The sequence below is a fragment of the Streptomyces sp. NPDC006655 genome, from assembly GCF_040703965.1.
Classification (GTDB): domain Bacteria; phylum Actinomycetota; class Actinomycetes; order Streptomycetales; family Streptomycetaceae; genus Streptomyces.
In genome coordinates this window covers 1-21,952 of sequence record NZ_JBEYJU010000124.1, presented here as the reverse complement: position 1 = coordinate 21,952, position 21,952 = coordinate 1, and the positions used below count along the sequence as shown (strand labels likewise).

Here is a 21,952-nt window from a genome sequence, read left to right as displayed (position 1 = left end):
GGCCCGGGTTCCGTACCCGGGCCGCCGTCCGGCCGTACGGGGCCGGGCAGGTCACGTCGGTTCCGGCTGGAGTTCCGGTCGTGGCACGGGCACGGCCTTCGGGTCCCACTGGGCGACGGTCCGTACGAAGCCGTAGACCACCGAGGCCATCGCCAGCACGAGCAGCGGCCCGGCCAGCCACGGGTGCTCGGCCATCGGCAACGGCAGCCAGCGGTAGGCGACCAGCAGCGCGACGAAGACCGTCGTGCCGTACGCCACCAGCCGTATCCCCGCCCGGTCCCAGCCGCGGTCGAAGGTGCGCAGCGCCGCCTCGACCGTCAGCGCGAACACCACGCCCGCGACGAGGTCGGCGCCGTAGTGGTAGCCGAACCCCAGCGTCGCGGTGAGCGTGGCGACCAGCCAGAACGCGCCCGCCCAGCGCAGCGGCCGCGGGCCGCCGCGGGAGTGCACGAAGATCGTGACGGCCCAGGCCGTGTGCAGACTGGGCATGCAGTTGCGCGGGGTGACCCCGTCGAACCCCATGGGGTGCGGGGCAGCCACCGGCGGCGGGGTGCCCGGCCACAGGTTCGCCACCTCGAAGTGCCCGCCCGAGGGCGGGACCGCCTCCGGCCACAGGCTGAGCGACGACCAGTGCTCGACGCCGGTGCCGTACGCGAAGACCGGCCCGACCACCGGGAAGATCATGTAGACGGCCGGTCCGAGGAGGCCGATCGCGAGGAACGTGCGCACCAGGTGGTGGCGCGGGAAGCGGCGTTCGGCCGCCACGTTCCGCAGCTGGTACAGCGCGACGACGACCGCGGCCACGGCGAGCTGGCTGTAGACGACGTCGAGGAGGTTGTAACCGACCGCGCCGGTGGCCGTGACCAGCCGGCCCACCAGCCAGGAGGGGTTGCCCAGCGCGTGGTCGGCGGTCGCCACGTACTGGTCGAGCACCGTGGGCCGGGTCTTGGAGGTGATGATCAGCCAGATGTCCCCGGTCTTGCGGCCGGTGACCAGCAGCAGACCCAGCCCCACCCCCTTGAGCAGCAGGACGCGTTCCGGCCCGGTCCGGCGGGTGACGGCGAGGACCCCGATGCCCAGGATCACCCACAGCGCGCCGTTGCCGAACGGGTGGCCCTCGGTCACCTCGGTGCCGGACGCCCAGCGGACCACCCAGAACACCAGGTCGATCCCGATCGCGGCGCCCAGCGCGACGAACCGCTGCCGCCAGGTGAGCACCGTCATCGTCAACGCCATGCCGGCGTACAGCAGGAACCCCGATTTCGGGGCGAACACCACCTCCCGTGCCTGGTTGGTGAGCGGCCCCGGCAGGCCGTGGCGGCGCGCGAAGAATTCCAGCGCCACGAGGAATCCGAGGGCCACGCCACCCGCCACGGCCCAGGGTCTCGCCGTGCCCGTGCTGTCCGTCCGCGCAGAAAACTGCCTAGGTATGTATCTCAATTTTCTGTCGCTGCCACCTTCCGGTCGCGATCCGTTCTCCCCCGGGCCAGGGACCAGCTTGCCCGAGAGGAGAAGACGGCTGGACCGCGCCCCGGGTTGTCCCGCTGCCCGATCGGCGGCCCGGGGTGATAGTGGAGGCATGCTTCCCGGCGCCGGCGGTTCGCGCGTGGTGATCGTGATGGGGGTGTCCGGGTCCGGCAAGTCCACCGTGGGAGCCGGACTCGCGGAGCTGCTCGGTGTGCCGTTCCTGGAGGGGGACGACCTCCATCCCGCCGCGAACCTCGCCAAGATGGCGTCCGGACACCCGCTGGACGACGCCGACCGGCGGCCCTGGCTGGCGGCGATCACGCGGTGGATCCGGGCCACCGCGGCGAGCGGACACGGCGGTGTCGCCTCCTGCTCCGCGCTCCGGCGCGCGTACCGCGACCGGTTCCGGCGCACGGGTGCGGACGTGTGGTTCCTGTACCTGCACCTCGACCGTGAGGTGGCGGTGGCCCGCCTGGCGCGGCGCACGGGCCACTTCATGCCGCCTGAGCTGCTCGACTCCCAGTACGCCACGCTGGATCCGCTGCACCCCGACGAACCGGGCGCCACCGTCGACGTCAACGAAGCGGAGAGCCCGGCGGACGTCCTGGCGGCCGCCGTGCGGGCGGTGCGGGGCTGGTCCGGGCCGACGAGCCGGGGCGGGAGCACCGGCTTACGCTGATCGAGGGGGTGCGCTCGGGTGACTCGCACGCCGGAAGGGGCGCCCCGATGGACGACTACCCGCTGATCGAGAACCACGGGCTGATCGGCGACCTGCAGACCGCCGCGCTGGTGACCACCGAGGGAGCGGTCGACTGGTTCTGCTCGCCCCGGTTCGACTCGCCGAGCGTGTTCGGGGCGCTGCTCGACAAGGAGAACGGCGGCCACTGCACGGTCCGGCCGGCCCACCCGACCCATTCGACCAAGCAGTTGTACCTTCCCGACACGGCGATCCTGGTGACCCGGTTCATGACCGAGGCGGGGGCCGGCGAGGTGCTCGACTTCATGCCGGTCACCGGTACGACGGCCACGTCCAGGCACCGGCTGGTCCGCCTGGTCCGGTGTGTGCGCGGCACCATGACCTTCGACGTGGAGGTGGCCCCGCGGTTCGACTACGGGCTCATGAAGCACGAGGTGCACATCACCCCGCACGGGGCGGTGTTCGCCGCGGAGGACGGCACGACGCTCACCGTGCACCCCGTCAGGGAACCCGAGGACGAGCGGCTCTCGGACCTGCTGACCCACCGGGACGCCGACCTCCAGGTCTCGCTGACCCTGCAAGCGGGCGAGCAGCGCGGGCTGGTCCTGGAGATGGGCGCGGACGGCCCGCCCCGGGAGATCCGCCGCGAGGAGCACGAACGGCTCTTCGACGAGACGGTGGCGTTCTGGCGCACCTGGCTGGCGCAGTCCCGCTACACCGGGCGCTGGCGGGAGGTGGTCGAGCGGTCCGCGATCACGCTGAAACTGATGACCTTCGCCCCCAGCGGCGCCCTGGTGGCCGCCCCGACGGCGGCCCTGCCCGAGCAGCTGGGCGGCGAGCGCAACTGGGACTACCGCTTCACCTGGATCCGGGACGCCTCGTTCTCCGTGTACGCCCTGCTGGGACTGGGCTTCACGGAGGAGGCCAGGGCGTTCATCATCTGGCTGGGCGACCGGGTCAAGGAGCGGGCCGGCCGGCACGGCGACACGGGTCCGCTGAACATCATGTACAAGGTCGACGGCTCCTCCGAACTGGACGAGCGGATTCTCGACCACTGGGAGGGCTATGAGGGGTCCGCCCCGGTCCGGATCGGCAACGGCGCCGCCGCCCAGCTTCAACTGGACATCTACGGCGAGGCGTTGGACAGCATCTACTTCGCGCACCGGCACGGTTTCACGGTCGGGCACGTCGGCTGGACCTCGCTGCGGACGGACCTGGAGTGGCTGGCCGACCACTGGGACCAGGCGGAGGAGGGGATCTGGGAGACCCGCGGCGGCCGCCAGGACTTCACGTACGGGCGGGTGATGTCGTGGGTGGCGTTCGACCGCGCGCTGCGCCTGGCCGAGGCGACCGGATGGCCGTCGACCCCCGGACGCTGGCAGGCCGAACGGGACGCCGTCTACGAGCAGGTCATGGCCAAGGGCTGGAGCGAGGACCGGCAGGCCTTCGTGCAGCACTACGGCGGCGAGGTCCTCGACTCCGCGCTGCTGCGGATGGCGACGGTCGGCTTCGTCACGCCCGGGGATCCGATGTGGCGGGCGACCCTGGACGCCATGGAGGAGGAGCTGGTCAGCGACAGCCTGGTCTACCGGTACAACCCCAGCGCCTCGCCGGACGGCCTGCGCGGCTCGGAGGGCACCTTCTCGCTGTGCACGTTCATGTACGTCGACGCCCTGGCGCGGGCCGGCCGGACGAACCGGGCGAGGCTGGTCTTCGAGAAGATGATGGGGTACGCGAACCACCTGGGCCTGTACTCCGAGGAGATCGACCCGACGGGCCGCCAACTCGGCAACTTCCCGCAGGCGTTCACCCACCTCGCGCTCATCGACTCGGCGATCACCCTCAACGACGCCCTCGACCGGCGGTAGTCAGGCCTCGTCGCCGCCGCGCCGCAGGTCGGCGTCGGTGAGGCCCTCCAGTTCGCCGTGGGTGTCGAGCCAGTACAGGAAGACGACCGCGGGGACGACGAGGACCACGGCGACCAGGGTGACCAGCCCCAGCCAGCGCAGGGTGGTGGGGGCGCCCGCGCCCTCGGCGACGGTCAGCGAGGTCGGGACGAGGTAGGGGCGCTGCGCCATGCCCCAGGCGAGGATCGACGAGGCGACCACACCGACCGCCGCGACCCGCGACCAGGCCCCCGAGGGGCGGGTCAGCAGCCATACGGTGGCGAGCGTGGCCAGCGCCGCCACGATCACGAAGAAGAGGCCGACGCCGTGCGTCAGGCCGTGCCACACGTGGTGCGCGTCCCCGTGGGTGACGAACAGGGTGACGACGGCGAGTACGGCGACGGCGGCCAGGGCGCCGAAGGCCCGGCGGCGGAAGTGGCGGTCCAGGTCGGGCGCGGCGAAGCGGCGGGCGTCCGCGGCGAGGAAGACGGCGCCGAGGGTGGCCGTGGCGGCGACGGCGAGCAGGCCGAACAGCAGGGAGGTGGGGTTGGCCCAGGCGTCCGTGGACGCCGTGGTGGTGGCGGTCACCCGGCCGGAGGCCACCCCGCCGGCCGCGGCGCCGAGGAAGAACGGCGTGAGCAGCGAGGAGACGGCGAACACCGCCCCGTACAGGCGCCGTCCGGCCAGCCGCCGTACGGGCCTGCGCAGGGCGAAGCCGGCGCCGCGCAGCACGATGCCCACCGCGGCCAGCGCCAGCGGCAGCCACATGGTGGTGAACACCCGCTGGAAGAGGACCGGGAAACCCGTCCACATGATGACCAGGACGAAGATCAGCCAGACGTTGTTGACCTCCCAGACGGGCTCCATCGCGTGGTCGATCAGCCACCGCGGACGCTTGCCGCGCTCGGCGCCGCCCGCGGTCAGGTCCCAGAAGCCGGCGCCGTAGTCGGTGCCCCCGCCGCAGGCGTAGGCGGCGATCGCGAGCAGCAGGACGACGGCGATCACCCCGGCGATCACAGCCGGCTCCCGCCGGCGCGCGGCCCGTACGGCGTGTCCGTCTCCGGTGTCTCGTGCTCCGGGGTCTCCTTCGGCGGCCGCGGGCCGCCCTGCTCGTCGGCGAGCCGCCAGCGGGAGCGCATCTTCAGGAGCACCGCGAGGAACGACCCGAAGACGAGGACGTACACGACGACGACCACCGCGAACATGATCCACAGGCCGGTGGAGCGGGTCGCCGTGACCGCATCGGCGACCCGCATGTTCTGGTAGACGATCCACGGCTGGCGGCCCACCTCGGTGGTGATCCAGCCGCATTCGACGGCCGCCACGGAGGCCACGCCGGCGCACGCGGCGGCGCGGAAGAACCACGGGGAGACCGGCAGCCGGCGCCGCCGGAGCCACACGAGGCCGTACCAGAGCGCGAGCAGGAGCAGCAGCGAGCCGATCCCGACCATGGTGTCGAAGGCGAAGTGGGCGATGGAGGCCTGGGTGGCCGTCGGCCGGTCGCTCGCCGGGACCGAGGTGAGCCCGGTGACCCGGGTGTCCGGGCGGAAGCCGGCCAGGACGGAGTCGAGCTGCGGGATCCGGATGCCGCCGGAGATGCTGCCGTCCGGGTGCAGCCGGCCGTACAGGTACTCCGGCTGGTGGGTGGCGGTCTCCCAGACGATCTCCATGCCGGCGAACTTCACCGGCTGCTTGTGGAAGACCTGCCGGGCGATGGAGTCGCCGAGGACGAACTGCACGGGCGTGCACACGGCGGCGAGGGTGAAGGGGACGGTGAAGCCGAGCCGGTGGTAGCGGTCCCGGCGGCCGCGCAGCCGGCCGACGGCGTAGACACCGGCCACCACGTACCCCGCGGTCACGAACATGGCGAAGACGAAGTGCCAGTACTCCGGGCCGAACATGGGGGTGAAGACGGCCTTCCAGATCTTCACGTCGACCGGGTTGCCCGCGGCGTCCAGGGTGAAGCCGCGCGGGGTGTTCATCCAGGAGTTGGCGGCCAGGATGCCGAAGGCGCCGAGCAGGGCCACCAGCGGCAGGGGCAGGCCGAGCAGGAAGTGGGTCCTGGCGGGCAGCCGGCGCCAGCCGTAGAGGTAGATGGCGATGAGGACGGCCTCCAGGAAGAACGCCCACGCCTCGACGCCGAAGCCGATGCCGAAGACGTCGCCCCAGCGGCCCATCATGCCGGGCCACAGCAGCCCGAACTCGAAGGACAGCACCGTGCCGGTGACCACGCCGATGGCGAACTGCACCGCCATGACGGCCGACCACCGCCTCGCCAGCAGCAGGGCGGTGGCGTCACCGCGGCGCAGGCCGAGGCCGTGCATGACGAGCGTGATCAGCGGCAGCGCGACGCCCAGGGGGACCAGGATGATGTGGGAGGCCAGGGTGAAGGCCATCATCGACCGGGCCGGGAGCGTCTGCGCCGGTGCGTCGGCGAGGGATCCGGCGAGGGCCAGGGCCGTGTGCACGGGTCAGCCGCCGGTGGCGAAGCCCGGGAAGAGGGTCATCCCGCCGTCGACGTAGAGGGTGGCGCCGACGACGTAGTCCATCAGGTCGGAGGCGAGGGCGACGGCCGCGTAGCCGATGTCCTCGGGGTCGCCGACCCGGTCGTAGGGGATCAGTTTCAGCAGGTCCTGCTGGGCCTGGGGGGTGTCCCAGGCGCTGCGGTTGATGGGGGTCCTGATGGCTCCGGGCGCGATCGCGTTCACGCGGATCTTCTTCGGGGCCAGCTCCTGGGCCAGTGTCTCCATCATCATCTGCACACCGCCCTTGGAGGAGGCGTAGTTGACGTGCCCGGCCCACGGGATGACCTGGTGCACCGAACTCATGCAGATGATCTTCCCGGCCGCCCGGGACACCTCGGGCACGACCCCGCGCCGCAGGAACTCCTTGGTCGCCTCCCGGGCGCAGAGGAACTGGCCGGTGAGGTTGACGTCCAGGACCTTCTGCCACTGGGCGAGGGTCATCTCGGTGAACGGCGCGTCCCGCTGGAGTCCGGCGTTGGCGACCAGGATGTCGATCGTGCCGAACTCCTGGACCATCCGGTCCATCATGGCGACGACCTGCTGCTCGTCGGAGACGTCCGCCTCGTAGGCGGCCGCCTTGACCCCGTGGCCGGTGATCTCCTCGACCACCTGCTCGGCCTCGTCGGCGCCGGCCACGTAGTTGACGACGACATCGGCCCCGGCCCGGCCCAGGGCGATGGCCGTCGCCTTGCCGATCCCGGAGTTCGCGCCGGTGACCAGCGCCTTCTGGCCCTTCAGCAGGTGCGCGGGGATCACGCCCCGGGGTGCGCCCTCGGTGGAACTCACGATGTCCTGCTCCTCCACTGCGTGGCCGTCTCCGCCGGGCCCGTCGCCCGGCGGTCCGGGCCCTCAGACAAGCACCGGCGGACGGCGGCGGCACGCCGTGGCGGACCGCGTTGCGCTGCCCGGCGGAGGATCTTCGCCCGGTCGGGGGCCGGGTGCCCGCGCGGACTCAGCCCAGTCGCTCCAGCAGGTGGTCGCCGACGCGCAGCGCGTTCGCGATGGCCGTCAGGGACGGGTTCACCGCTCCGATGCTCGGGAAGAAGCTGGTGTCCACGACGTAGAGGTTGTCCAGGTCATGCGCCTTGCAGGTGACGTCCAGGGCCGAGGACGCGGGGTCGGTGCCGAACCGGACCGTGCCGGCCTGGTGGGCGGTGGCGCCGATCGGCATGCCCTTGTGCAGGTAGATGCTGCGGGACAGCAGGTGGTGCTCGTGCATGCCCAGGTGGCCGAGCATGTGCTGGAGCTTGTGCCGCAGCCGTCCCAGACCGGCGGTGTTGTTGCCCTCGTCGAGGGTGAGCCGGATCCGGCCGTGGTCCTCCAGGGTCACCCGGTTCTCCGGCTGCGGCAGGTCCTCGCCGCACAGCCAGAAGTCGACGGCGTGGTGGGCCAGCACCTCGAAGGGCATGTCCGGCGTGACCGCCCCGGCCCAGCGGGGGGCCTCGCCGTGGATCTGGTCGGCGTCCGACTTGCCGAGCATCTGGATCCCGCCGAGCGGGAACTCCCAGTCGTCCGCGCCCAGGTACCAGTCGTGCAGTGCGAGGGTCTTCTGGAACTGGGTGTCGTTGGGTTCCTTCGAGACCGCCATCAGCGCCAGGTTGTTGTGGCGCATGTAGTACCGGCCGACCACGTCGGAGCTGTTCGCCAGCCCGCGCGGATGCCGGTCGTTCGCCGAAGCCAGCAGCAGCGCCGCCGAGTTGACGGCCCCGCAGGCCACGACCACCACGTCGGCGGAGAACCGGGCCTCGCGCTCACCGGGGAGTTCGGCGACGACGGAGGTGACGCTGCGTCCGGTGGGGTCGGTCTCCAGGCGGGTCACCCGGGCGTTGGTGACCATGTCCACGTTCGGGTGCCGGAGCGCGGGCTCCACGCAGATCACCTGCGCGTCGGACTTGGCCCGCAGCAGACAGGGGAAGCCGTCCACGCGGTTGCAGCGGATGCAGGCGCTGGAGTGGGTGGCCCGGCCGTCCTCGCCCTGGGTGAGGTCGACCCCGATCGGCAGGTGGAAGGGGTGCAGTCCCTGCTTCTCCAGGTCCAGGCTCAACTGCTCGATGCGCGGCTCGTGTTCGACCGGCGGGTAGGCGTACTGGGCGCTGCACGGCCCTTCCCAGGGGTCCTCGCCGTGCCGGCCGTGCACCAGGTAGAGGTGCTCGGCCTCGGTGTAGTACGGCTCCAGGTCGTCGTAACCGAGCGGCCAGGCCGGGGAGATGCCGTCGTGGTGGCGGAGCTCGCCGAAGTCCTCGGGGCGCAGCCGGAACAGGGCCGCGCCGTAGAACTTGGTGTTCCCGCCGACGTAGTAGTTCACCTCGGGCGGGAACTCGTGGCCGTGCCGGTCCAGCCAGAACTCCGGGGCCCGGTACTTGGCCTTCACGAACACGGCGGTGGAGTCCCAGTTGTCGCGCTCGCGGGGCAGGTAGTCGCCGCGTTCGAGGATCAGCACCCGTTTCCCGGACGGGGCCAGCCGGTGGGCCAGGGTGCCGCCGCCGGCACCGGTGCCGATCACGATGACGTCGTACGGGGGCAGGGCGTCCATGGCAACACCGTCCTTGTCTCTGCTTCGAACGTACGCGCCAGGTGGGGGCCCGGCACCCGGAGCCCGGCCGGGAGCGGACGGCGGCCGGGACAGGTGACGGCGTCCGGGTCAGAGCACGGCGATCGGGTTGACCGGGGAGCCGGTCGCCGCCGGGAGCCGCAACGGGGCGACGACGCACAGGAAGTGGCGGCCGGCCCGCTGTGCGCACAGCGTCGCGAGTTCCTCCAGGTCGAGCCAGTCCAGCAGGTACAGGCCCAGGGCGTTGACGGCCAGGACGTGCACCGGGAACCCGACCCCGGCGACGGCGCTCGGCGCGGCGTCGCTGTTGCCGTCCGAGCCCAGGACCGCCACGCCCCGCGCCGCCACGAACTCCATCGCCGTCGGATGCAGGCCCGCCCGGTCCCGCGTCACGTCCCAGGGCCCGAGGGTCCGGCGCCGCAGCCGGTGCCCCACCCGTACGAACAGCAGGTCACCCGGTCCGACCGGGGTCTCCTGCACGGCCTCGGCCGCGGCGAGGTCCTCGGCGGTCACCTGGTCGCCGGGCTCCAGCCAGCGCACCCCGCGCAGTCGCGGGATGTCGAGGAGGACACCCCGGCCGACGATCCCGTCCTGTACCAGGTCGAGCGAGAGCGCCCCGGCGCCGTCCGCCGACACGGTGCTCGCGGGAAGACCGCCGTACAGCTCGCCGTCGAAGATCACGTGGCACAGCGCGTCGAGGTGGCTGTCGACGTCGTTGTGCACGTTCATGGCGAACCGGTCGCGGGCGAAGACCAGGCCGGGCGCCGCGGTCTCGTCGTGGGCGGGCCCGATCATCCGGTGGCGCGCGGGCTCCGGGCTGTCCGGAGCGGGCCTGGTCTCGACGGGCGCGGCCAGTGACACGGTGCGTCCGGAGCGGACCTCGGCGGCGGCCGCCACGATCCGCTCCGGCGTCAGCCGGTCCAGCCCGCCCCGCCGGCCCGCCCCGCTCTCCCCGGCCCGCTCCCGCAGCCGGCGGTACAGGTCACGGAAGGCCTCCTCGGTCAGGGGCCGCGGCGGCCCGGGACGGGGGGACACCGGCTGTTCCGAGGCCATCGGGAAACCTCCTGCTCCGGGCGGCACCACGCCCGCCGCCGCACCACGACCCCCTTCCGCCACCGAACCACCCGGACGGCCGGACCACCCGCCGGGCGCGGGCGGAGCACCCGGGTCCGCGGTGTCCGACTGGGCCGTGGGAGCCGGTCTCCCGGGGTGCGGCGCAGGGGGGTGCGGCATAGGCTGACCGGGTGAAACGCAAGGATCTCCGGGCGTCCCACCGACGTCACGGCGGTCCTTGCGCCGACGCCGATCCCTTTCCGCGATGACCAGCGTGACCAGAGTGACCAGCTGCTTCTCGCGATGACCAGTCGTTGCTGCGGAGACCCGGCAGAGGCGGTGCGGCTCGCGCTCCCGCGCCGGAGCGGTGCCTGCTTCAGGGTCCGCGGCTCGCAGTCCTGTGGAGGCCGGGATGAGAGTTGTCGTAGATCTTTCCCGATGTGAGGGGTACGCGCAGTGCGCCTTCCTGGCTCCGGACGCGTTCCGGATGCACGGCGAGGAAGCGCTGATGTACGACCCGAGCCCGGACGACGCCCAGCGCGAACGGGTGCTGCGGGCGGCGGCGGCCTGTCCGGTCCAGGCGATCCTGGTCGACCGGCTGGAGGGACGGCCGCAGGGGCGGGACGTCCCGGTGGAGGCGTCGACGTCATGACCAGTGCCGACAACCTGCGCGCGTTCAGGCGCGACGGCCGCATCGTGATCGTCGGGGCGTCGCTGGCCGGACTGCGGGCCGCGGAGTGCCTGCGCGACGAGGGGTTCACCGGCTCGCTGACGATGATCGGCGACGAACTCGGCGAACCCTACGACCGTCCCCCCTTGTCCAAGCAGGTGCTCACCGGGTGGGTGCCGGCCGACGCCACCGCGCTGCCGCGCCGGCGCGAGATCGACGCGGAGTGGCTCCTCGGCGTGCCCGCGACCGGCCTCGACCTGGCCGCCAACCACGTACGGCTCGCCGACGGACGCGAGGTCCCCTTCGACCGGGTGCTGATCTCCACCGGCGTACGGGCCCGGCCCTGGTTCGTGGAGAGCGAGGCGGCGCTGGACGGCGTGTTCGTCGTACGGACCCGCGAACACGCCGAGGGTCTGCAGCAGGCCCTCGCCGCCGGGCCCTCCCGGGTGCTGGTCATCGGTGCCGGGTTCACCGGCTCCGAGATCGCCTCCATCTGCCGGGAGCGCGACATCCCGGTGACCGTCGCCGAACTCGCGCCGGCCCCGCTGGTCGGCGCGCTCGGCGCCATGGTCGGGGACGTGGCCGCGGACCTGCAACGGGCGCACGGCGTCGACCTGCGGTGCCGGGTCAAGGTGACCCGGCTGGAGGGCGACGCGCAGGGCCGGCTGCGCCGGGCCCACTTCGACGACGGCAGCACCCTGGACGTCGACGTGGCGGTGGTCGCGCTCGGCGGCATCCGCAACACCGAGTGGTTGCAGGGGTCGGGACTGGCGGCGGGGGTGTGGGGCATCGCCTGTGACACCGGCTGCCGGGCCATGGACCTCAACGGCCTGATCACCGACGACGTCTTCGTCGCCGGCGACGTGGCCCGCTGCCCGAACCCGGTCTACGAGTACCGGCTCATCTCGCTGGAGCACTGGGCCAACGCGGTGGAGCAGGCCGAGGTCGCGGCCCACAACATGGTCCACGGCCAGGCGGACCGCTGGCCCCACCTGTCCGTGCCGCTGTTCTGGTCGATCCAGTTCGGCGTCAACATCAAGTCCGTCGGCGTGCCGACCTTCGCCGACGAGGTGATCGTCAGCCAGGGGTCGGTGGCCGACCACCGGTTCGTCGCCGCGTACGGCTACCGGGGGCGGGTCACCGCGGCCGTCAGCTTCAACAACGCGAAGTGGCTGGATCACTACCGGCGTCTGATCGAGACGGCCGCGCCCTTCCCGCCGCCCTGCCCCACGCCCGACCAGCCCGTCGACATGAAGCCGGTGCCGGTCGACTTCCCCGGCCCCACCCTGCTCGCGCAGGGCGCCACCGTGGTCGTCACCGGACACGACCCGGCCGAGCGGCGCGTCACGGCCGCGCACCAGCACCACCGGTAGCGGCGGAAAGGAAGCGAGATGACCACGACCCAGGCGCCCGACACGCTGCGCCGGATCCTCGACTACTCCTCCCGGTCCGACCCGTACCCGCTCTACGCCGAGCTGCGCAGGACGCCGGTGGCCCGGCAGGAGGACGGCAGTTTCGTCGTCAGCACGTACCGCGAACTCGCCGAGCTGCTGCACGACCCGCACGTGAGTTCCGACGTCCGCAACCTGGCGCATCCGATGCCCGGCAAGGAGTCGGAGACCACGCCGGCGTTCATCAACCTGGACCCGCCCGAGCACGACCGGCTGCGGCGGATGGCGATGCGCCACTTCGGCCCCCCGCACACCCCGGGCCTGGTGGACGGCCTGGAACCGGTCCTGACCGCGACCGTCGGCGACCTGATCGACGGCATGTCGGGCAAGGAGCAGATCGACGTCGTCGACGACCTCGCCTACCCGTTCCCCGTCACGGTGATCTGCCGGCTGCTCGGCGTGCCGCGCGAGGACGAACCGAAGTTCCGGCTGTGGGTGAACGACCTCATCAACTCGATCGACTACAACCCCGCCACCGACCCGAAGGAGAAACTGGAGAAGGGCGTGGCGGCCCGCCAGGACCTGCGGGAGTTCCTCGGCGGGCTGGTGGCGCAGCGCCACGGCCACCCGGGCGACGACCTGCTGTCCCGGCTGGCCAACGACGACGGGCCGGACGGGCGGATGACCGACGAGGAGATCATCAGCACCGCGAACCTGCTGCTGATCGCCGGTCACGAGACCACCGTCAACCTCATCGCCAACGGCATGCTGACGCTGCTGCGCCACCCACAGGTGCTGGACCGCCTGCGCGGCGAGCCGGAACTGGTGGTGCCGCTGGTCGAGGAGCTGCTGCGCTACGAGCCGCCGGTGCACATCATTCCCTGGCGGGCGGCGTACAGCGACGTCACCGTCGCCGACACCGTCATCCCCAAGGGCTCGCAGATCATGCTGATGCTGGCCTCGGGCAGCCGCGATCCGGGGCGCTTCGTCGAACCCGACCGCTTCGACCCCGACCGCCGGGACAACCAGCACCTCGGCTTCGGCAGCGGCATCCACCTGTGCTTCGGCGGCCCGCTGGCCCGCCGGGAGGCGCAGATCGCGCTGGGCGAGACGGTACGGCGCCTCGACGGGCTCACGCTGGTCAGCGACCCGCCGCCGTACCGGCGCAGTCCCGTGCTGCGCGGGCCGATCCATCTGCAGGTCCGGCAGGACGGCGGTTGACGGCGGCGGTCGGCCGGGCCGCGCGGGCTTCTCAGGTGAGGATGGTGATGCCGTCGCCGACGAGCTTGAGGCCGAGCACGAAGAACAGGACGGCCAGGACGGCGACATTGTGCCGGGCGGCCCACTCCCGCCAGTTCGCGAGGAGGCCCCTGGCACGGTCGCCCATGACCAGGTAGACGGCGAGGGGCGCGAGCACACCCAGGGACGCGATCACCACGAAGACCGCGAGGGCGCCGATCTGCTGGGGCACGGGGATCCCGGCGGAGCTGATGGAGGCGGCCGCGGCGATGGTCAGGGGCGCGTTCTTGAGGTTGCCCGCCGAGAGCAGCAGGCCCAGGCCGACGATCTTGACCGGGGTGAAGCGGTCGATCGCCTCCATCCACTTCGGCAGCCGGGCCTGGGAGGGGTCCCTGGGGCGGCGCCGCCACTGGAGGGCGCCGAAGACGACGAGGAGTACGCCCAGGGCGAGTTTGAGAGCCCCGACCCAGGTGGCCGGGTGCTTGTGGGCCGAGGCGTCGCCCGTGCCGCCCACCGCCAGCATGACCGCGCCGAGTCCCGCGAGCCCCAGCAGCCAGCCGAGGGCGAACAGGCTTCCGTTGAGGCGCCCCCGCGGGGTGGCCAGGATGAGGATGATCGCCACGATCGGCAGGGGGCTGACCGCGACACCGGCGGCCAGGCCCAGCACGTCCCCGACAGCGTGTCCCACTGCGGCCTCCGGCGGGGCGAGAGAAACGGGTGATCCCAGGCCATCGTGGCGGCCCCCGGGACCACCGGCCACCGGCACCCGCCGAACGGGTGACCGTCACCGGCTCCGCGGTGGGCGCGTTGCTATTCCCCCACTTTCCCTTCACAAACAAGGCGTTGTTGCGCATGCGGGAATCAATGAAGGGCACACGGCGGTCAGGAGGTTGATAACTATGGTTCCCTTGCTGCTCGTTCTGCTGCTCGCCCTGATCCTGTTCGGGGCCGGTTTCGCTCTCAAGATCCTCTGGTGGGTCGCGGTCGTCGTCCTGGTGGTGTGGCTGCTGGGCTTCGTCATGCGCTCCACCACCACAGGGGGTGGCCGCGGTCGCTGGTACCGATGGTGACCCGACCGTCGTAACCACCACCGACGCCCCAGGGCCCGGCCGTCCCGACGGCCGGGCCCTGGGGCGTGCGGGCACCCGCTAGTAGCCGACCGTGGCGCTGGACGTGGCGCCGGACGGGGGGCGGAAGCAGGCGATGACGTCCTTGCCGCGGGGGCAGCGCTGGGCCTGCCAGGTGTCGGCGAGGGCGTCGACCAGGAGCATGCCGCGGCCGCCCTGCGCCTCGTCGCCGGGGCGGCGCTGCTCGGGCAGCTGCGGGGACGTGTCGTGCACGGTCACGTGCAGGCACTCCTCGTCCCAGACCAGGATCAGCTGTGCCGCGCTGTGGGCGTGGACGTGGGCGTTGGTGACCAGTTCGGAGACGGTCAGCAGCACCGAGTCCACCAGGTCGGGGGCGGTCCGGGTCCAGCCGAGGGTGGCCAGATGGCCGCGCGTCCACTCCCTCGCCGTGCGCACCCCCCTGCTCGCGGGCAGCGAGCGTGCCCATCCCACCGCCCTCAACGACGACCGCGCCGGCCCCGACCCGGTCTCCGATCCCTGTTCCGGTCCTTCTGCCACCGTCTCCTCCTTCCCTCGGCCGAACGGCTGTCTGTCTCGTCTGCCCCGGATTGCGCGCGGTGTGCAGACCGGGACTCGCAAACTCACCGGTGTAGGGGGACGATGAAGGGGTACACGCGCGGCGACGCCGACTGCCGTAGGCGGCGTCCGCGCAGGCAACGGACTCGGGAGGGGAACGGCATGGCGTCCATGAGCACGAAGACACAGGCCACGCGGACCAGTGTGCTTCCGGAGGTGGCCGACCCGTCCCAGGTGGCCCCGCGGGACGCCCGTCAGCTGTCGCGGTTGTTCTTCGAGCGGCTGGCCGTGCTGGAGGAAGGCACGCCCGAGTACCAGTACGCCCGCGGCACGCTGATCGAGATGAACATGTCCCTCGTCCGGTACGCCGCGGGCCGGTTCCGCAGCCGCGGGCCGGAGGAGATGGAGGACATCGTCCAGGTCGGCATGATCGGCCTGATCAAGGCGATCGACCGGTTCGAACTGTCCCGGGAGGCGGAGTTCACCTCCTTCGCCATCCCCTACATCGTCGGTGAGATCAAGCGGTTCTTCCGCGACACCACCTGGGCCGTGCACGTGCCGCGCCGCCTCCAGGAGGCCCGCGTCCAGCTCGCCAGGGCCACGGAGGAGCTGCAGAGCCGGCTGGGCCGGCTGCCCACGGACCGGGAACTGGCCGAGCTGATGAGCCTGCCCGAGGACGAGGTGCGGGAGGCCCGCCTCGCCGCCAACGGCTACAACTCCTCCTCCCTGGACGCCACCATCGGCGGCAGCACGGACGGAGAGGCGGTGCTGCAGGACTTCATCGGCACCGAGGACGCGGCCCTGGAGCTCGTGGAGGACTTCCACGCGCTGGCCCCGCTGATCGCCGCCCTCGACGAACGCGACCGGCAGATCATCCACATGCGGTTCGTGGAGGAACTCACGCAGGCCCAGATCGGGGAGCGCCTGGGAGTGTCCCAGATGCACGTCTCCCGCCTGCTCACCCGCACCCTCACCCACCTCAGGGAGAACCTCCTCACCACCCAGTGACCCGCTCGGCAACCCTTGTCAGCGGGCTGTCGGGCGTGGGGACAGGGGGGTGACGGTCGGCTGCGGAGCGGGGTGGGGACGTTCCTGGTGGGTGCGCTCGATGTCGGACCACCAGTCGGCGCCGTCCTCCAGGTAACGCAGCAGGATGCCCTCGCGCAGGGCCCAGGGACAGATCGTCACCGTCTTCACGCCGCTCAGCTTCATCGCGGTGTGCCCGACGATCGCCCCCGCGAGACTCTGCCGGGCTCGCGGCGCCGAGATACCCGGCAGGGTGTGGCGTTCGGCCGCCGGGAGGGCGGCCAGCCGGTCGATGGCCCCCCGCAGGTCGGCCCGGCGCACGATCCGGTCGGCGAACGGTCCCCGGCGGCCCGGCGCGGCCCCGCACAGCCGGGCCAGCTGCTGGAAGGTCCGGGAGGTGGCGACGGCGGTGTGCGGGTGCTCCCAGCGGATCCGGGCGGTGGCGTCCCGCAGCTGGTGGCGCACCCGGCGGCGCAGCGCCTGTAGCTCCTCGTCCGACGGGCGCCCGTCATGGCCGAGGAACTCGTGGGTGAGCCGGCCCGCGCCGAGCGGCAGGGACACCGCGAACTCCGGCATCCGGCCCCGTCCGAACGCCACCTCGGAGGAACCGCCCCCGATGTCGAAGACCGCCAGCGGCCCGGCCCGCCAGCCCATCCAGCGCCGCACCCCCAGGAAGGTCAGCTCCGCCTCCATCTCACCGGGCAGCACGCACAGCCGTACCCCGGTGTCCCGGGCCACCGCCCGCAGCACCGCCGTACGGTCCGGAGCGTTGCGCACCACCGCCGTCGCGAACGCCAGCGGCTCCGGCGCCCCCCACCGCCCCGCGATCTCCGTCGCCCGGCGCAGCGCCCTGACCAACTGCTCCGTGGCCCGCTCACCGAACTGACCGTCCGGACCGACTTGTTCGGACAACCGCAGCTTCCACTTGGCGGTGTGCACCGGTAACGGCACTCCGCCCGTGGCGTCGCTGACCACCAGTCGCACCGTGTTGGAGCCCGCGTCGACCACGCTCACCCTCATGCCCCTGTGCGTACCCAGCGTCGCCGAGGTGATGCGAGCTGTGCACAGCGGGATGAAGGGTCGAGACATGCAGGAACATTTATTCGTATCTTGGTGCGCACGAATATCCGGTCGTACGATGTGGGCCATGGTGGGAGTGGCGGAAGTTCCCGAGCCGCATGCCGGCTGGACCTTTCTGACAAGTCACGCGCGCGTCCTGGCCGGCATCGCGGACAACCGCGACGCGCGGATCCGGGACATCGCCGCGCGGTGCCGGCTCACGGAACGTGCCGTCCAGAAGATCATCGCGGACTTGGAGCAGGACGGGTACCTCTCCCACATCCGCAACGGCCGCTCCAACCAGTACAGCATCGACCCGAGCAAGGTGCTCCGTCATCCGGCCGAGGCCGGGCTGACGGTCGCCGCGCTGCTGTCGATGCTGCTCAGGGACGAGGCCGAGCGCCAGGGCACGAGTACCTAGGGCGGTGGACCGGGGCGTGTCCGACGGGCCGCGGGCAAGGGGGCGCGGCGGACACACAGCCGTTCGCCGGTGGGCCGACGGCTCTCGCCTGCGTCCCCAAGCGAGCCCTTGTCGCCGAAGTGCCCGAGTGGGCCGGATTCACACCCTCGGATCCGACCCGTTTCGCGGGGGCGGTCAGCCCCCGTGGGTGGCGTCGGCGTGCAGGGCGTTGAGGGCGCCGAGGACCGCGGTGTTGCGGTGCCACAGCAGCCAGCGGCCGACCTGGCCGCCGACGTGGTGCAGGGCGGCCAGCTGGGCGACGCTGAAGTCGCTCAGCGGCTTCTCGTGATGGGTGGAGATCATGCCCATCACCCGGCCCCGGGGGCTGATCAGCGGAATGCTGTGGCAGGCCCGGCTGCCCGCCTGGAGGATCGCCTCCCGGGACGGCTCGTCGAAGATGTCGGAGGCGGCGATGTCCTTGACGGTGACCTGCCGGCGCTCCTCGGCGGCCCGGGCGCACGCCGTCGTCGAGTCCTCGACGAAGGCGAAGTACTCGGTGAACCGCCGGTTCAGTCCGGTGTGCTCCTCAAGGCGCAGCAGGCCGTTCTCCACCAGCTGCACATTGCCCATGGGGGCGTCGGCGACGTGCAGGCTGTGCCGCAGGGCGGCCTTGAGGACGGCGCCGTGGCCGGTGAGCCGTTCCGGTCCGGAGCGCAGGGCGGGCAGCGCGGGCGCGGCGCCCTGCGGACGGTGCGGCACCCAGGTGGGGGCGCCGGCCGCCGGGGCGGGCAGCCGGACCGCGACGTCGGCGAGGGTGTGGAGCTTGACGTTGAACTTCTGCGACGTGCGGCGCAGCAGGTCGAAGGCTTCCTCACGGGTGGGGATCGGGTAGCGCTTCACGAGGAGTTCCTCGGCGCGGGCCACACCGGCTCGGGCCAGCCGCCGGTTGCGCTCGTCGACGGAACGGGGCGTGGCGTCCCGGGGTGCGGGGTCCAGTGCCCCTGACGACGGGCCGGACGGCCGGCCGGGTGCATGCGGATGCTCGGTCACTGACGAGGGTCTCCTGAACTGTCAGCGCCCGTGCGGAACCTCGCAGCCGGGGTATGTTGCGCACGGGCGGCGGCACACTGCGGTGCCTGCTGGTCGAAGCACCCTCTCTGCACCTGTAAGCATGCCCCGTTCCCGAGCCGTCAGGCGTCCTGGTCCGTGGTGGCCGTCCGTGGTGGCCGTCCGTGCACAGGTCGGGCACACACCGTGCACAGAAAGCGCGCAGCCTCTCCCTCCCGGCCGTCCCTCAACCACGTTATCGTCCATACCTCTTGACGTGCCGTGAGGCGGAAGGTGCCTGAGGTGAGCTCTCCCATCCTGCGCGGGACCCTTCTGTCCCGTATCGCACCCGCGCTGGCCGCCTCCGCGTCCGCTCTCCTGCTCACCGCGTGCGGTGCCGTCGACGACATCGGCGGGGGAGCGGACTCCGCTTCCGCGAAGAAGGGCGACGACATCACGGTGGGGCTGCTCCTGCCCGACAAGGACACGGCCCGCTTCGAGGCCTTCGACCACCCCATCTTCGAGAAGGAGGTGGCCGCCCTCACGCACGGCAAGGGCAAGGTCGACTACGCCAACGCCGAGGCCGGCCAGGACAGGCAGAGCCGGCAGTTCCAGGAGATGGTGGCCAAGAAGGTCGACATCATCGTGGTGGACGCGCTGGACGCGAAGGCCATCGCACCGGACGTCCGCAAGGCCAAGGCCGCCGGTATCCCCGTCATCGCCTACGACCGGCTCGCCCAGGGCCCGATCGACGCGTACGTCTCGCACGACAACGAACTCGTCGGCGAGGTCCAGGCCCGCGCCATCATCGAGGCGCTCGGCGGCAAGGCCGCCACCAGCGAGATCGTCATGATGAACGGCGACCCGGCGGACCCGAACACGGCGCGGTTCAAGGCGGGCGCCCTCAGCGAGCTCAAGGGCAAGGTGCGGATCGCCGAGGAGTACGACACCGCCAAGTGGTCGCCCGCGGTGGCCGAGGCGAACATGAGGAAGGCGATCCGCGCGGTCGGCCTCGGCAACATCGCCGCGGTCTACTCGGCCAACGACGGCATGGCCGGTGCCGTCATCGACGCCCTCAAGCAGGCGGGCGCCACCAGGCTCCCGCCGGTCACCGGGCAGGACGCGAACCTGGACGCGGTGCAGCGGGTGGTCTCCGGCGAGCAGTACATGACGGTGTACAAGTCGTTCCTGGACGAGGCCACCGACGCCGCGCAGATGGCGGTGTACAAGGTGCAGGGCAAGGACATCCAGTACGACGCGCTGACCCGGGACAAGGTCGACAGCCCGACCGAGAAGGCCGTTCCCGCGACGCTCGTCCCGGTGGTCTCCCTCACCAGGGACAACATCAAGGACACGGTCGTCGCGGACGGCGTCTACTCCGTCAAGGAGATCTGCACCGCGAAGTACGCGGCCGCCTGCGCGGCCATCGGTCTCAGGTAGCGGGTCCGCGGCTCAGACGGGGGTGCGGGCCGGGGCCCGCGCGGCGGGCGGGGGCTGCGGCGGGGGCTCGGCCGCCAGGAACTCCACGACGGCGAGTGCGAACAGCAGGCACAGGGCGATGCCGATCACCACCCAGCCCGTCGGGTACGGCCACAGCAGGTAGACCAGCAGCGACACGGCCACCAGCAGCCAGGTGATCCAGATGCGGTACCGGCGGACGAAGGGGCCGACGGGACCGGTGCGCAGCCCGGCGTGGTCGGCGGTGCCCCGTACCGCCAGGATCCCGGAGGTCCACAGCCGCCGCACCAGCCCGGCGTGCCGTCCCGGCCCGCTGAGCCAGGCGGCCAGGGCGACCACGACGGCCAGGGCGATCACCATCCGCACGGTGGTCTGCAGGAAGTGCACCAGCGCGTCGTAGACGGCCGCCGCCGCGCCCGGCGACACCCCGGCGGGCAGCCGGTCGAGGTAGAACACGCGGAACACCCGCAGGGCGATGCCGAGGAAGCCGGTGGCGACGGCGACGCCGAGACAGCCCGCCACCAGTGCCCGGCGCCGCCGCACCGAGAGCAGTACGCCGGCCCCGACCAGCAGGACGGCCAGCACCGGCAGCCAGTTCCCGGCGAGCTGCAGCAGCCGTACATAGGTCTTGACCTTGCCCACCTGGTCGGACCTGAGGAGGGTGAAGTCGGTGTGCACGGACGGGATGTGCTGGGCGACGGACAGCCCGGAGTCGATCAGGCGCTGTCTGACCCGGTCCACGAGGGGACCGATGTCCAGGGTGACCGAGGAGTTCGTCAGCTGCACCGCGCCGCCGCCGCTGCCCGTGAGCGCCTTGTCGAGGGAGCTGTGGACCCGGCGGTTGGCCTCGATCCACACGGTCCGGAACGCGTCGGACCCGGCGATCCTGAGGGCCTGGTCGTGGACGAAGCTGCGGACCGCGCTCTCCAGGGCGCCGCCCAGCCGGCCGCCCAGCGCCTGCTGCAACCGGGGCCGGTCGGCGGGGGTCACGTCCGCGAGCAGGGCGGGCAGGTCGAGGTGGCTCATGAGCGCGTCGGTGGCCCGGTTCGCCACGGCGTTCTGCACCTCGCGGTTCGAGGCGAGCGGGGCGACCGTGGCCACGTAGCGGTCGGTGTCCGCCACCTGGTCGGCCGCCCACGCGGCGACCACGGAGAGCGGGGCGAGGAGGCAGCCGAGGACGATGAGCAGGGCGCCGAGGCCGGACCTGACCCAGTGCCGGGGCGGCCGGGCGCGCTCCTGTTCCAGGGCCGCCAGCCGGGCCCGCAGTTCCTGCACGTCGGACCGTTTCGCCCCGGCGTCCCCGTGCGCGTCGTCGTCCGTCACCCGTACCTCCAGGTCGATCCGGTCCTCCTCCAGCCGAACCGCACCGGACCGCGTACGCGAGCAGAGGCGGGCCGTACGGGTCAACGAGGCGTCCGACCGGGTGGCCGGCCGGCCCGCGGACGCCCGCCCCGGGAACGACGACGCCCCTCAGGCCCGGACTGGGCCTGAGGGGCGTCGGACCGGGCGGCCGTGGCCGCCGGTAGCGCTCCTGCTACTTCACCGGCTCCGGCTCCGGCGCGTTCTCCGGCTCCTCCTGGCCCGCCGGGTCCACCGGCGTCCTGACCGAGTCGAGGAGCAGCTGGGCCACGTCCACCACCTGGATGGACTCCTTGGCCGTGCCTTCGTTCTTCTTGCCATTGACGGAGTCGGTGAGCATGACGAGGCAGAAGGGGCAGGCGGTGGAGACGATGTCGGGGTTGAGGGAGAGGGCTTCGTCGACGCGCTCGTTGTTGATGCGCTTGCCGATCCGCTCCTCCATCCACATCCGCGCTCCACCGGCGCCGCAGCAGAAGCCGCG

Annotated in this window: 21 protein-coding genes; 9 read left to right on the top strand and 12 right to left on the bottom strand. The window is 72.1% G+C overall.

Annotated elements, in window-relative coordinates; genetic code table 11:
- Positions 1 to 51: 51 nt before the first annotated feature.
- A complete protein-coding gene (locus AB0958_RS39795; RefSeq protein WP_366895351.1) occupies positions 52 to 1,374 on the bottom strand; it encodes a phosphatase PAP2 family protein in 1,323 nt (440 codons plus the stop codon).
- Positions 1,375 to 1,579: 205 nt separating this feature from the next.
- Between AB0958_RS39795 and AB0958_RS39790 the strand changes: the two genes are divergently transcribed.
- Together AB0958_RS39790 and AB0958_RS39785 are read left to right on the top strand one after the other, a co-directional pair.
- Complete coding sequence (locus AB0958_RS39790) at positions 1,580 to 2,146, top strand: gluconokinase (protein WP_366895350.1); 567 nt, start codon at positions 1,580 to 1,582, stop codon at positions 2,144 to 2,146.
- Between the two features lie 47 nt (positions 2,147 to 2,193).
- Positions 2,194 to 4,032: a glycoside hydrolase family 15 protein gene (locus AB0958_RS39785; protein ID WP_366895349.1), complete on the top strand. Its 1,839-nt coding sequence runs from the start codon at positions 2,194 to 2,196 to the stop codon at positions 4,030 to 4,032.
- Here the strand turns inward: AB0958_RS39785 and AB0958_RS39780 are convergent, their stop codons facing one another.
- The 5 genes from AB0958_RS39780 to AB0958_RS39760 form a co-directional block, all read right to left on the bottom strand.
- Positions 4,033 to 5,067, bottom strand: a complete 1,035-nt coding sequence (locus tag AB0958_RS39780) for a cytochrome d ubiquinol oxidase subunit II (protein WP_366895348.1) — start codon at positions 5,065 to 5,067, stop codon at positions 4,033 to 4,035.
- A complete protein-coding gene (locus AB0958_RS39775) occupies positions 5,064 to 6,449 on the bottom strand; it encodes a cytochrome ubiquinol oxidase subunit I (RefSeq protein ID WP_366895357.1) in 1,386 nt (461 codons plus the stop codon). Before AB0958_RS39775 ends, AB0958_RS39780 begins: the two co-directional genes overlap by 4 nt.
- Positions 6,450 to 6,521: 72 nt before the next feature.
- The gene (locus AB0958_RS39770; protein ID WP_366895347.1) at positions 6,522 to 7,361 is read right to left on the bottom strand and encodes an SDR family oxidoreductase; all 840 of its coding nucleotides are present in this window, start codon (positions 7,359 to 7,361) and stop codon (positions 6,522 to 6,524) included.
- Positions 7,362 to 7,527: 166 nt separating this feature from the next.
- Complete coding sequence (locus AB0958_RS39765; protein WP_366895346.1) at positions 7,528 to 9,108, bottom strand: GMC family oxidoreductase; 1,581 nt, start codon at positions 9,106 to 9,108, stop codon at positions 7,528 to 7,530.
- 108 nt (positions 9,109 to 9,216) lie between these two features.
- Positions 9,217 to 10,179, bottom strand: coding sequence for a cyclase family protein (locus AB0958_RS39760; RefSeq protein WP_366895345.1), 963 nt, complete (start codon positions 10,177 to 10,179; stop codon positions 9,217 to 9,219).
- A 412-nt stretch (positions 10,180 to 10,591) separates the two neighbouring features.
- Between AB0958_RS39760 and AB0958_RS39755 the strand changes: the two genes are divergently transcribed.
- From AB0958_RS39755 to AB0958_RS39745, 3 genes are read left to right on the top strand one after another with little or no spacing between them, the layout of a single operon-like run.
- Positions 10,592 to 10,831, top strand: coding sequence for a ferredoxin (locus AB0958_RS39755; RefSeq protein ID WP_132889621.1), 240 nt, complete (start codon positions 10,592 to 10,594; stop codon positions 10,829 to 10,831).
- Entirely contained in the window at positions 10,828 to 12,222 is a 1,395-nt protein-coding gene (locus AB0958_RS39750) for an FAD/NAD(P)-binding oxidoreductase (protein ID WP_366895344.1), read from the top strand. Before AB0958_RS39755 ends, AB0958_RS39750 begins: the two co-directional genes overlap by 4 nt.
- Before the next feature lie 18 nt (positions 12,223 to 12,240).
- Positions 12,241 to 13,461, top strand: a complete 1,221-nt coding sequence (locus AB0958_RS39745) for a cytochrome P450 (protein WP_366895343.1) — start codon at positions 12,241 to 12,243, stop codon at positions 13,459 to 13,461.
- A gap of 31 nt (positions 13,462 to 13,492) precedes the next feature.
- Here AB0958_RS39745 and AB0958_RS39740 read toward each other — a convergent pair whose 3' ends face one another.
- Positions 13,493 to 14,167, bottom strand: a complete 675-nt coding sequence (locus AB0958_RS39740; RefSeq protein ID WP_366895342.1) for a GAP family protein — start codon at positions 14,165 to 14,167, stop codon at positions 13,493 to 13,495.
- A gap of 211 nt (positions 14,168 to 14,378) precedes the next feature.
- Between AB0958_RS39740 and AB0958_RS39735 the strand changes: the two genes are divergently transcribed.
- Positions 14,379 to 14,549 carry a hydrophobic protein gene (locus AB0958_RS39735; RefSeq protein WP_132889616.1) on the top strand — a complete coding sequence of 57 codons (171 nt, stop codon included), beginning with the start codon at positions 14,379 to 14,381 and terminating at the stop codon, positions 14,547 to 14,549.
- Positions 14,550 to 14,627: 78 nt separating this feature from the next.
- On the opposite strand, the gene AB0958_RS39730 is transcribed toward AB0958_RS39735, so the two are convergent.
- On the bottom strand, positions 14,628 to 15,104 hold the full coding sequence (locus AB0958_RS39730; RefSeq protein ID WP_366895341.1) for an ATP-binding protein: 477 nt from the start codon (positions 15,102 to 15,104) through the stop codon (positions 14,628 to 14,630).
- Positions 15,105 to 15,284: 180 nt separating this feature from the next.
- On the opposite strand from AB0958_RS39730, the gene AB0958_RS39725 reads away from it, so the two are divergent.
- The gene (locus AB0958_RS39725; RefSeq protein ID WP_366895340.1) at positions 15,285 to 16,130 is read left to right on the top strand and encodes an RNA polymerase sigma factor SigF; all 846 of its coding nucleotides are present in this window, start codon (positions 15,285 to 15,287) and stop codon (positions 16,128 to 16,130) included.
- 18 nt (positions 16,131 to 16,148) lie between these two features.
- Here the strand turns inward: AB0958_RS39725 and AB0958_RS39720 are convergent, their stop codons facing one another.
- Positions 16,149 to 17,168, bottom strand: a complete 1,020-nt coding sequence (locus AB0958_RS39720; RefSeq protein WP_366895339.1) for a Ppx/GppA family phosphatase — start codon at positions 17,166 to 17,168, stop codon at positions 16,149 to 16,151.
- Between the two features lie 136 nt (positions 17,169 to 17,304).
- On the opposite strand from AB0958_RS39720, the gene AB0958_RS39715 reads away from it, so the two are divergent.
- Positions 17,305 to 17,628, top strand: coding sequence for a helix-turn-helix domain-containing protein (locus AB0958_RS39715; protein ID WP_366895355.1), 324 nt, complete (start codon positions 17,305 to 17,307; stop codon positions 17,626 to 17,628).
- A gap of 174 nt (positions 17,629 to 17,802) precedes the next feature.
- On the opposite strand, the gene AB0958_RS39710 is transcribed toward AB0958_RS39715, so the two are convergent.
- Positions 17,803 to 18,657, bottom strand: coding sequence for a GAF and ANTAR domain-containing protein (locus tag AB0958_RS39710; RefSeq protein WP_366895338.1), 855 nt, complete (start codon positions 18,655 to 18,657; stop codon positions 17,803 to 17,805).
- A 330-nt stretch (positions 18,658 to 18,987) separates the two neighbouring features.
- Between AB0958_RS39710 and AB0958_RS39705 the strand changes: the two genes are divergently transcribed.
- Positions 18,988 to 20,094, top strand: a complete 1,107-nt coding sequence (locus AB0958_RS39705) for a substrate-binding domain-containing protein (RefSeq protein WP_366895353.1) — start codon at positions 18,988 to 18,990, stop codon at positions 20,092 to 20,094.
- Positions 20,095 to 20,106: 12 nt separating this feature from the next.
- Here AB0958_RS39705 and AB0958_RS39700 read toward each other — a convergent pair whose 3' ends face one another.
- Together AB0958_RS39700 and AB0958_RS39695 are read right to left on the bottom strand one after the other, a co-directional pair.
- Positions 20,107 to 21,435, bottom strand: coding sequence for a hypothetical protein (locus AB0958_RS39700; protein ID WP_366895352.1), 1,329 nt, complete (start codon positions 21,433 to 21,435; stop codon positions 20,107 to 20,109).
- A gap of 211 nt (positions 21,436 to 21,646) precedes the next feature.
- Positions 21,647 to 21,952, bottom strand: a 306-nt coding sequence (locus AB0958_RS39695) for a heterodisulfide reductase-related iron-sulfur binding cluster (protein ID WP_366895337.1), incomplete at its 5' end; no start/stop codon positions are given.

Coding starts and splice junctions, on each gene's coding strand:
- AB0958_RS39790 (WP_366895350.1), top strand. CDS start 1,580: ATGCTTCCCGGCGCCGGCGGTTCGCGCGTGGTGATCGTGATGGGGGTG.
- AB0958_RS39785 (WP_366895349.1), top strand. CDS start 2,194: ATGGACGACTACCCGCTGATCGAGAACCACGGGCTGATCGGCGACCTG.
- AB0958_RS39775 (WP_366895357.1), bottom strand. CDS start 6,449: ATGATGGCCTTCACCCTGGCCTCCCACATCATCCTGGTCCCCCTGGGC.
- AB0958_RS39765 (WP_366895346.1), bottom strand. CDS start 9,108: ATGGACGCCCTGCCCCCGTACGACGTCATCGTGATCGGCACCGGTGCC.
- AB0958_RS39760 (WP_366895345.1), bottom strand. CDS start 10,179: ATGGCCTCGGAACAGCCGGTGTCCCCCCGTCCCGGGCCGCCGCGGCCC.
- AB0958_RS39755 (WP_132889621.1), top strand. CDS start 10,592: ATGAGAGTTGTCGTAGATCTTTCCCGATGTGAGGGGTACGCGCAGTGC.
- AB0958_RS39750 (WP_366895344.1), top strand. CDS start 10,828: ATGACCAGTGCCGACAACCTGCGCGCGTTCAGGCGCGACGGCCGCATC.
- AB0958_RS39745 (WP_366895343.1), top strand. CDS start 12,241: ATGACCACGACCCAGGCGCCCGACACGCTGCGCCGGATCCTCGACTAC.
- AB0958_RS39735 (WP_132889616.1), top strand. CDS start 14,379: ATGGTTCCCTTGCTGCTCGTTCTGCTGCTCGCCCTGATCCTGTTCGGG.
- AB0958_RS39725 (WP_366895340.1), top strand. CDS start 15,285: ATGGCGTCCATGAGCACGAAGACACAGGCCACGCGGACCAGTGTGCTT.
- AB0958_RS39720 (WP_366895339.1), bottom strand. CDS start 17,168: ATGAGGGTGAGCGTGGTCGACGCGGGCTCCAACACGGTGCGACTGGTG.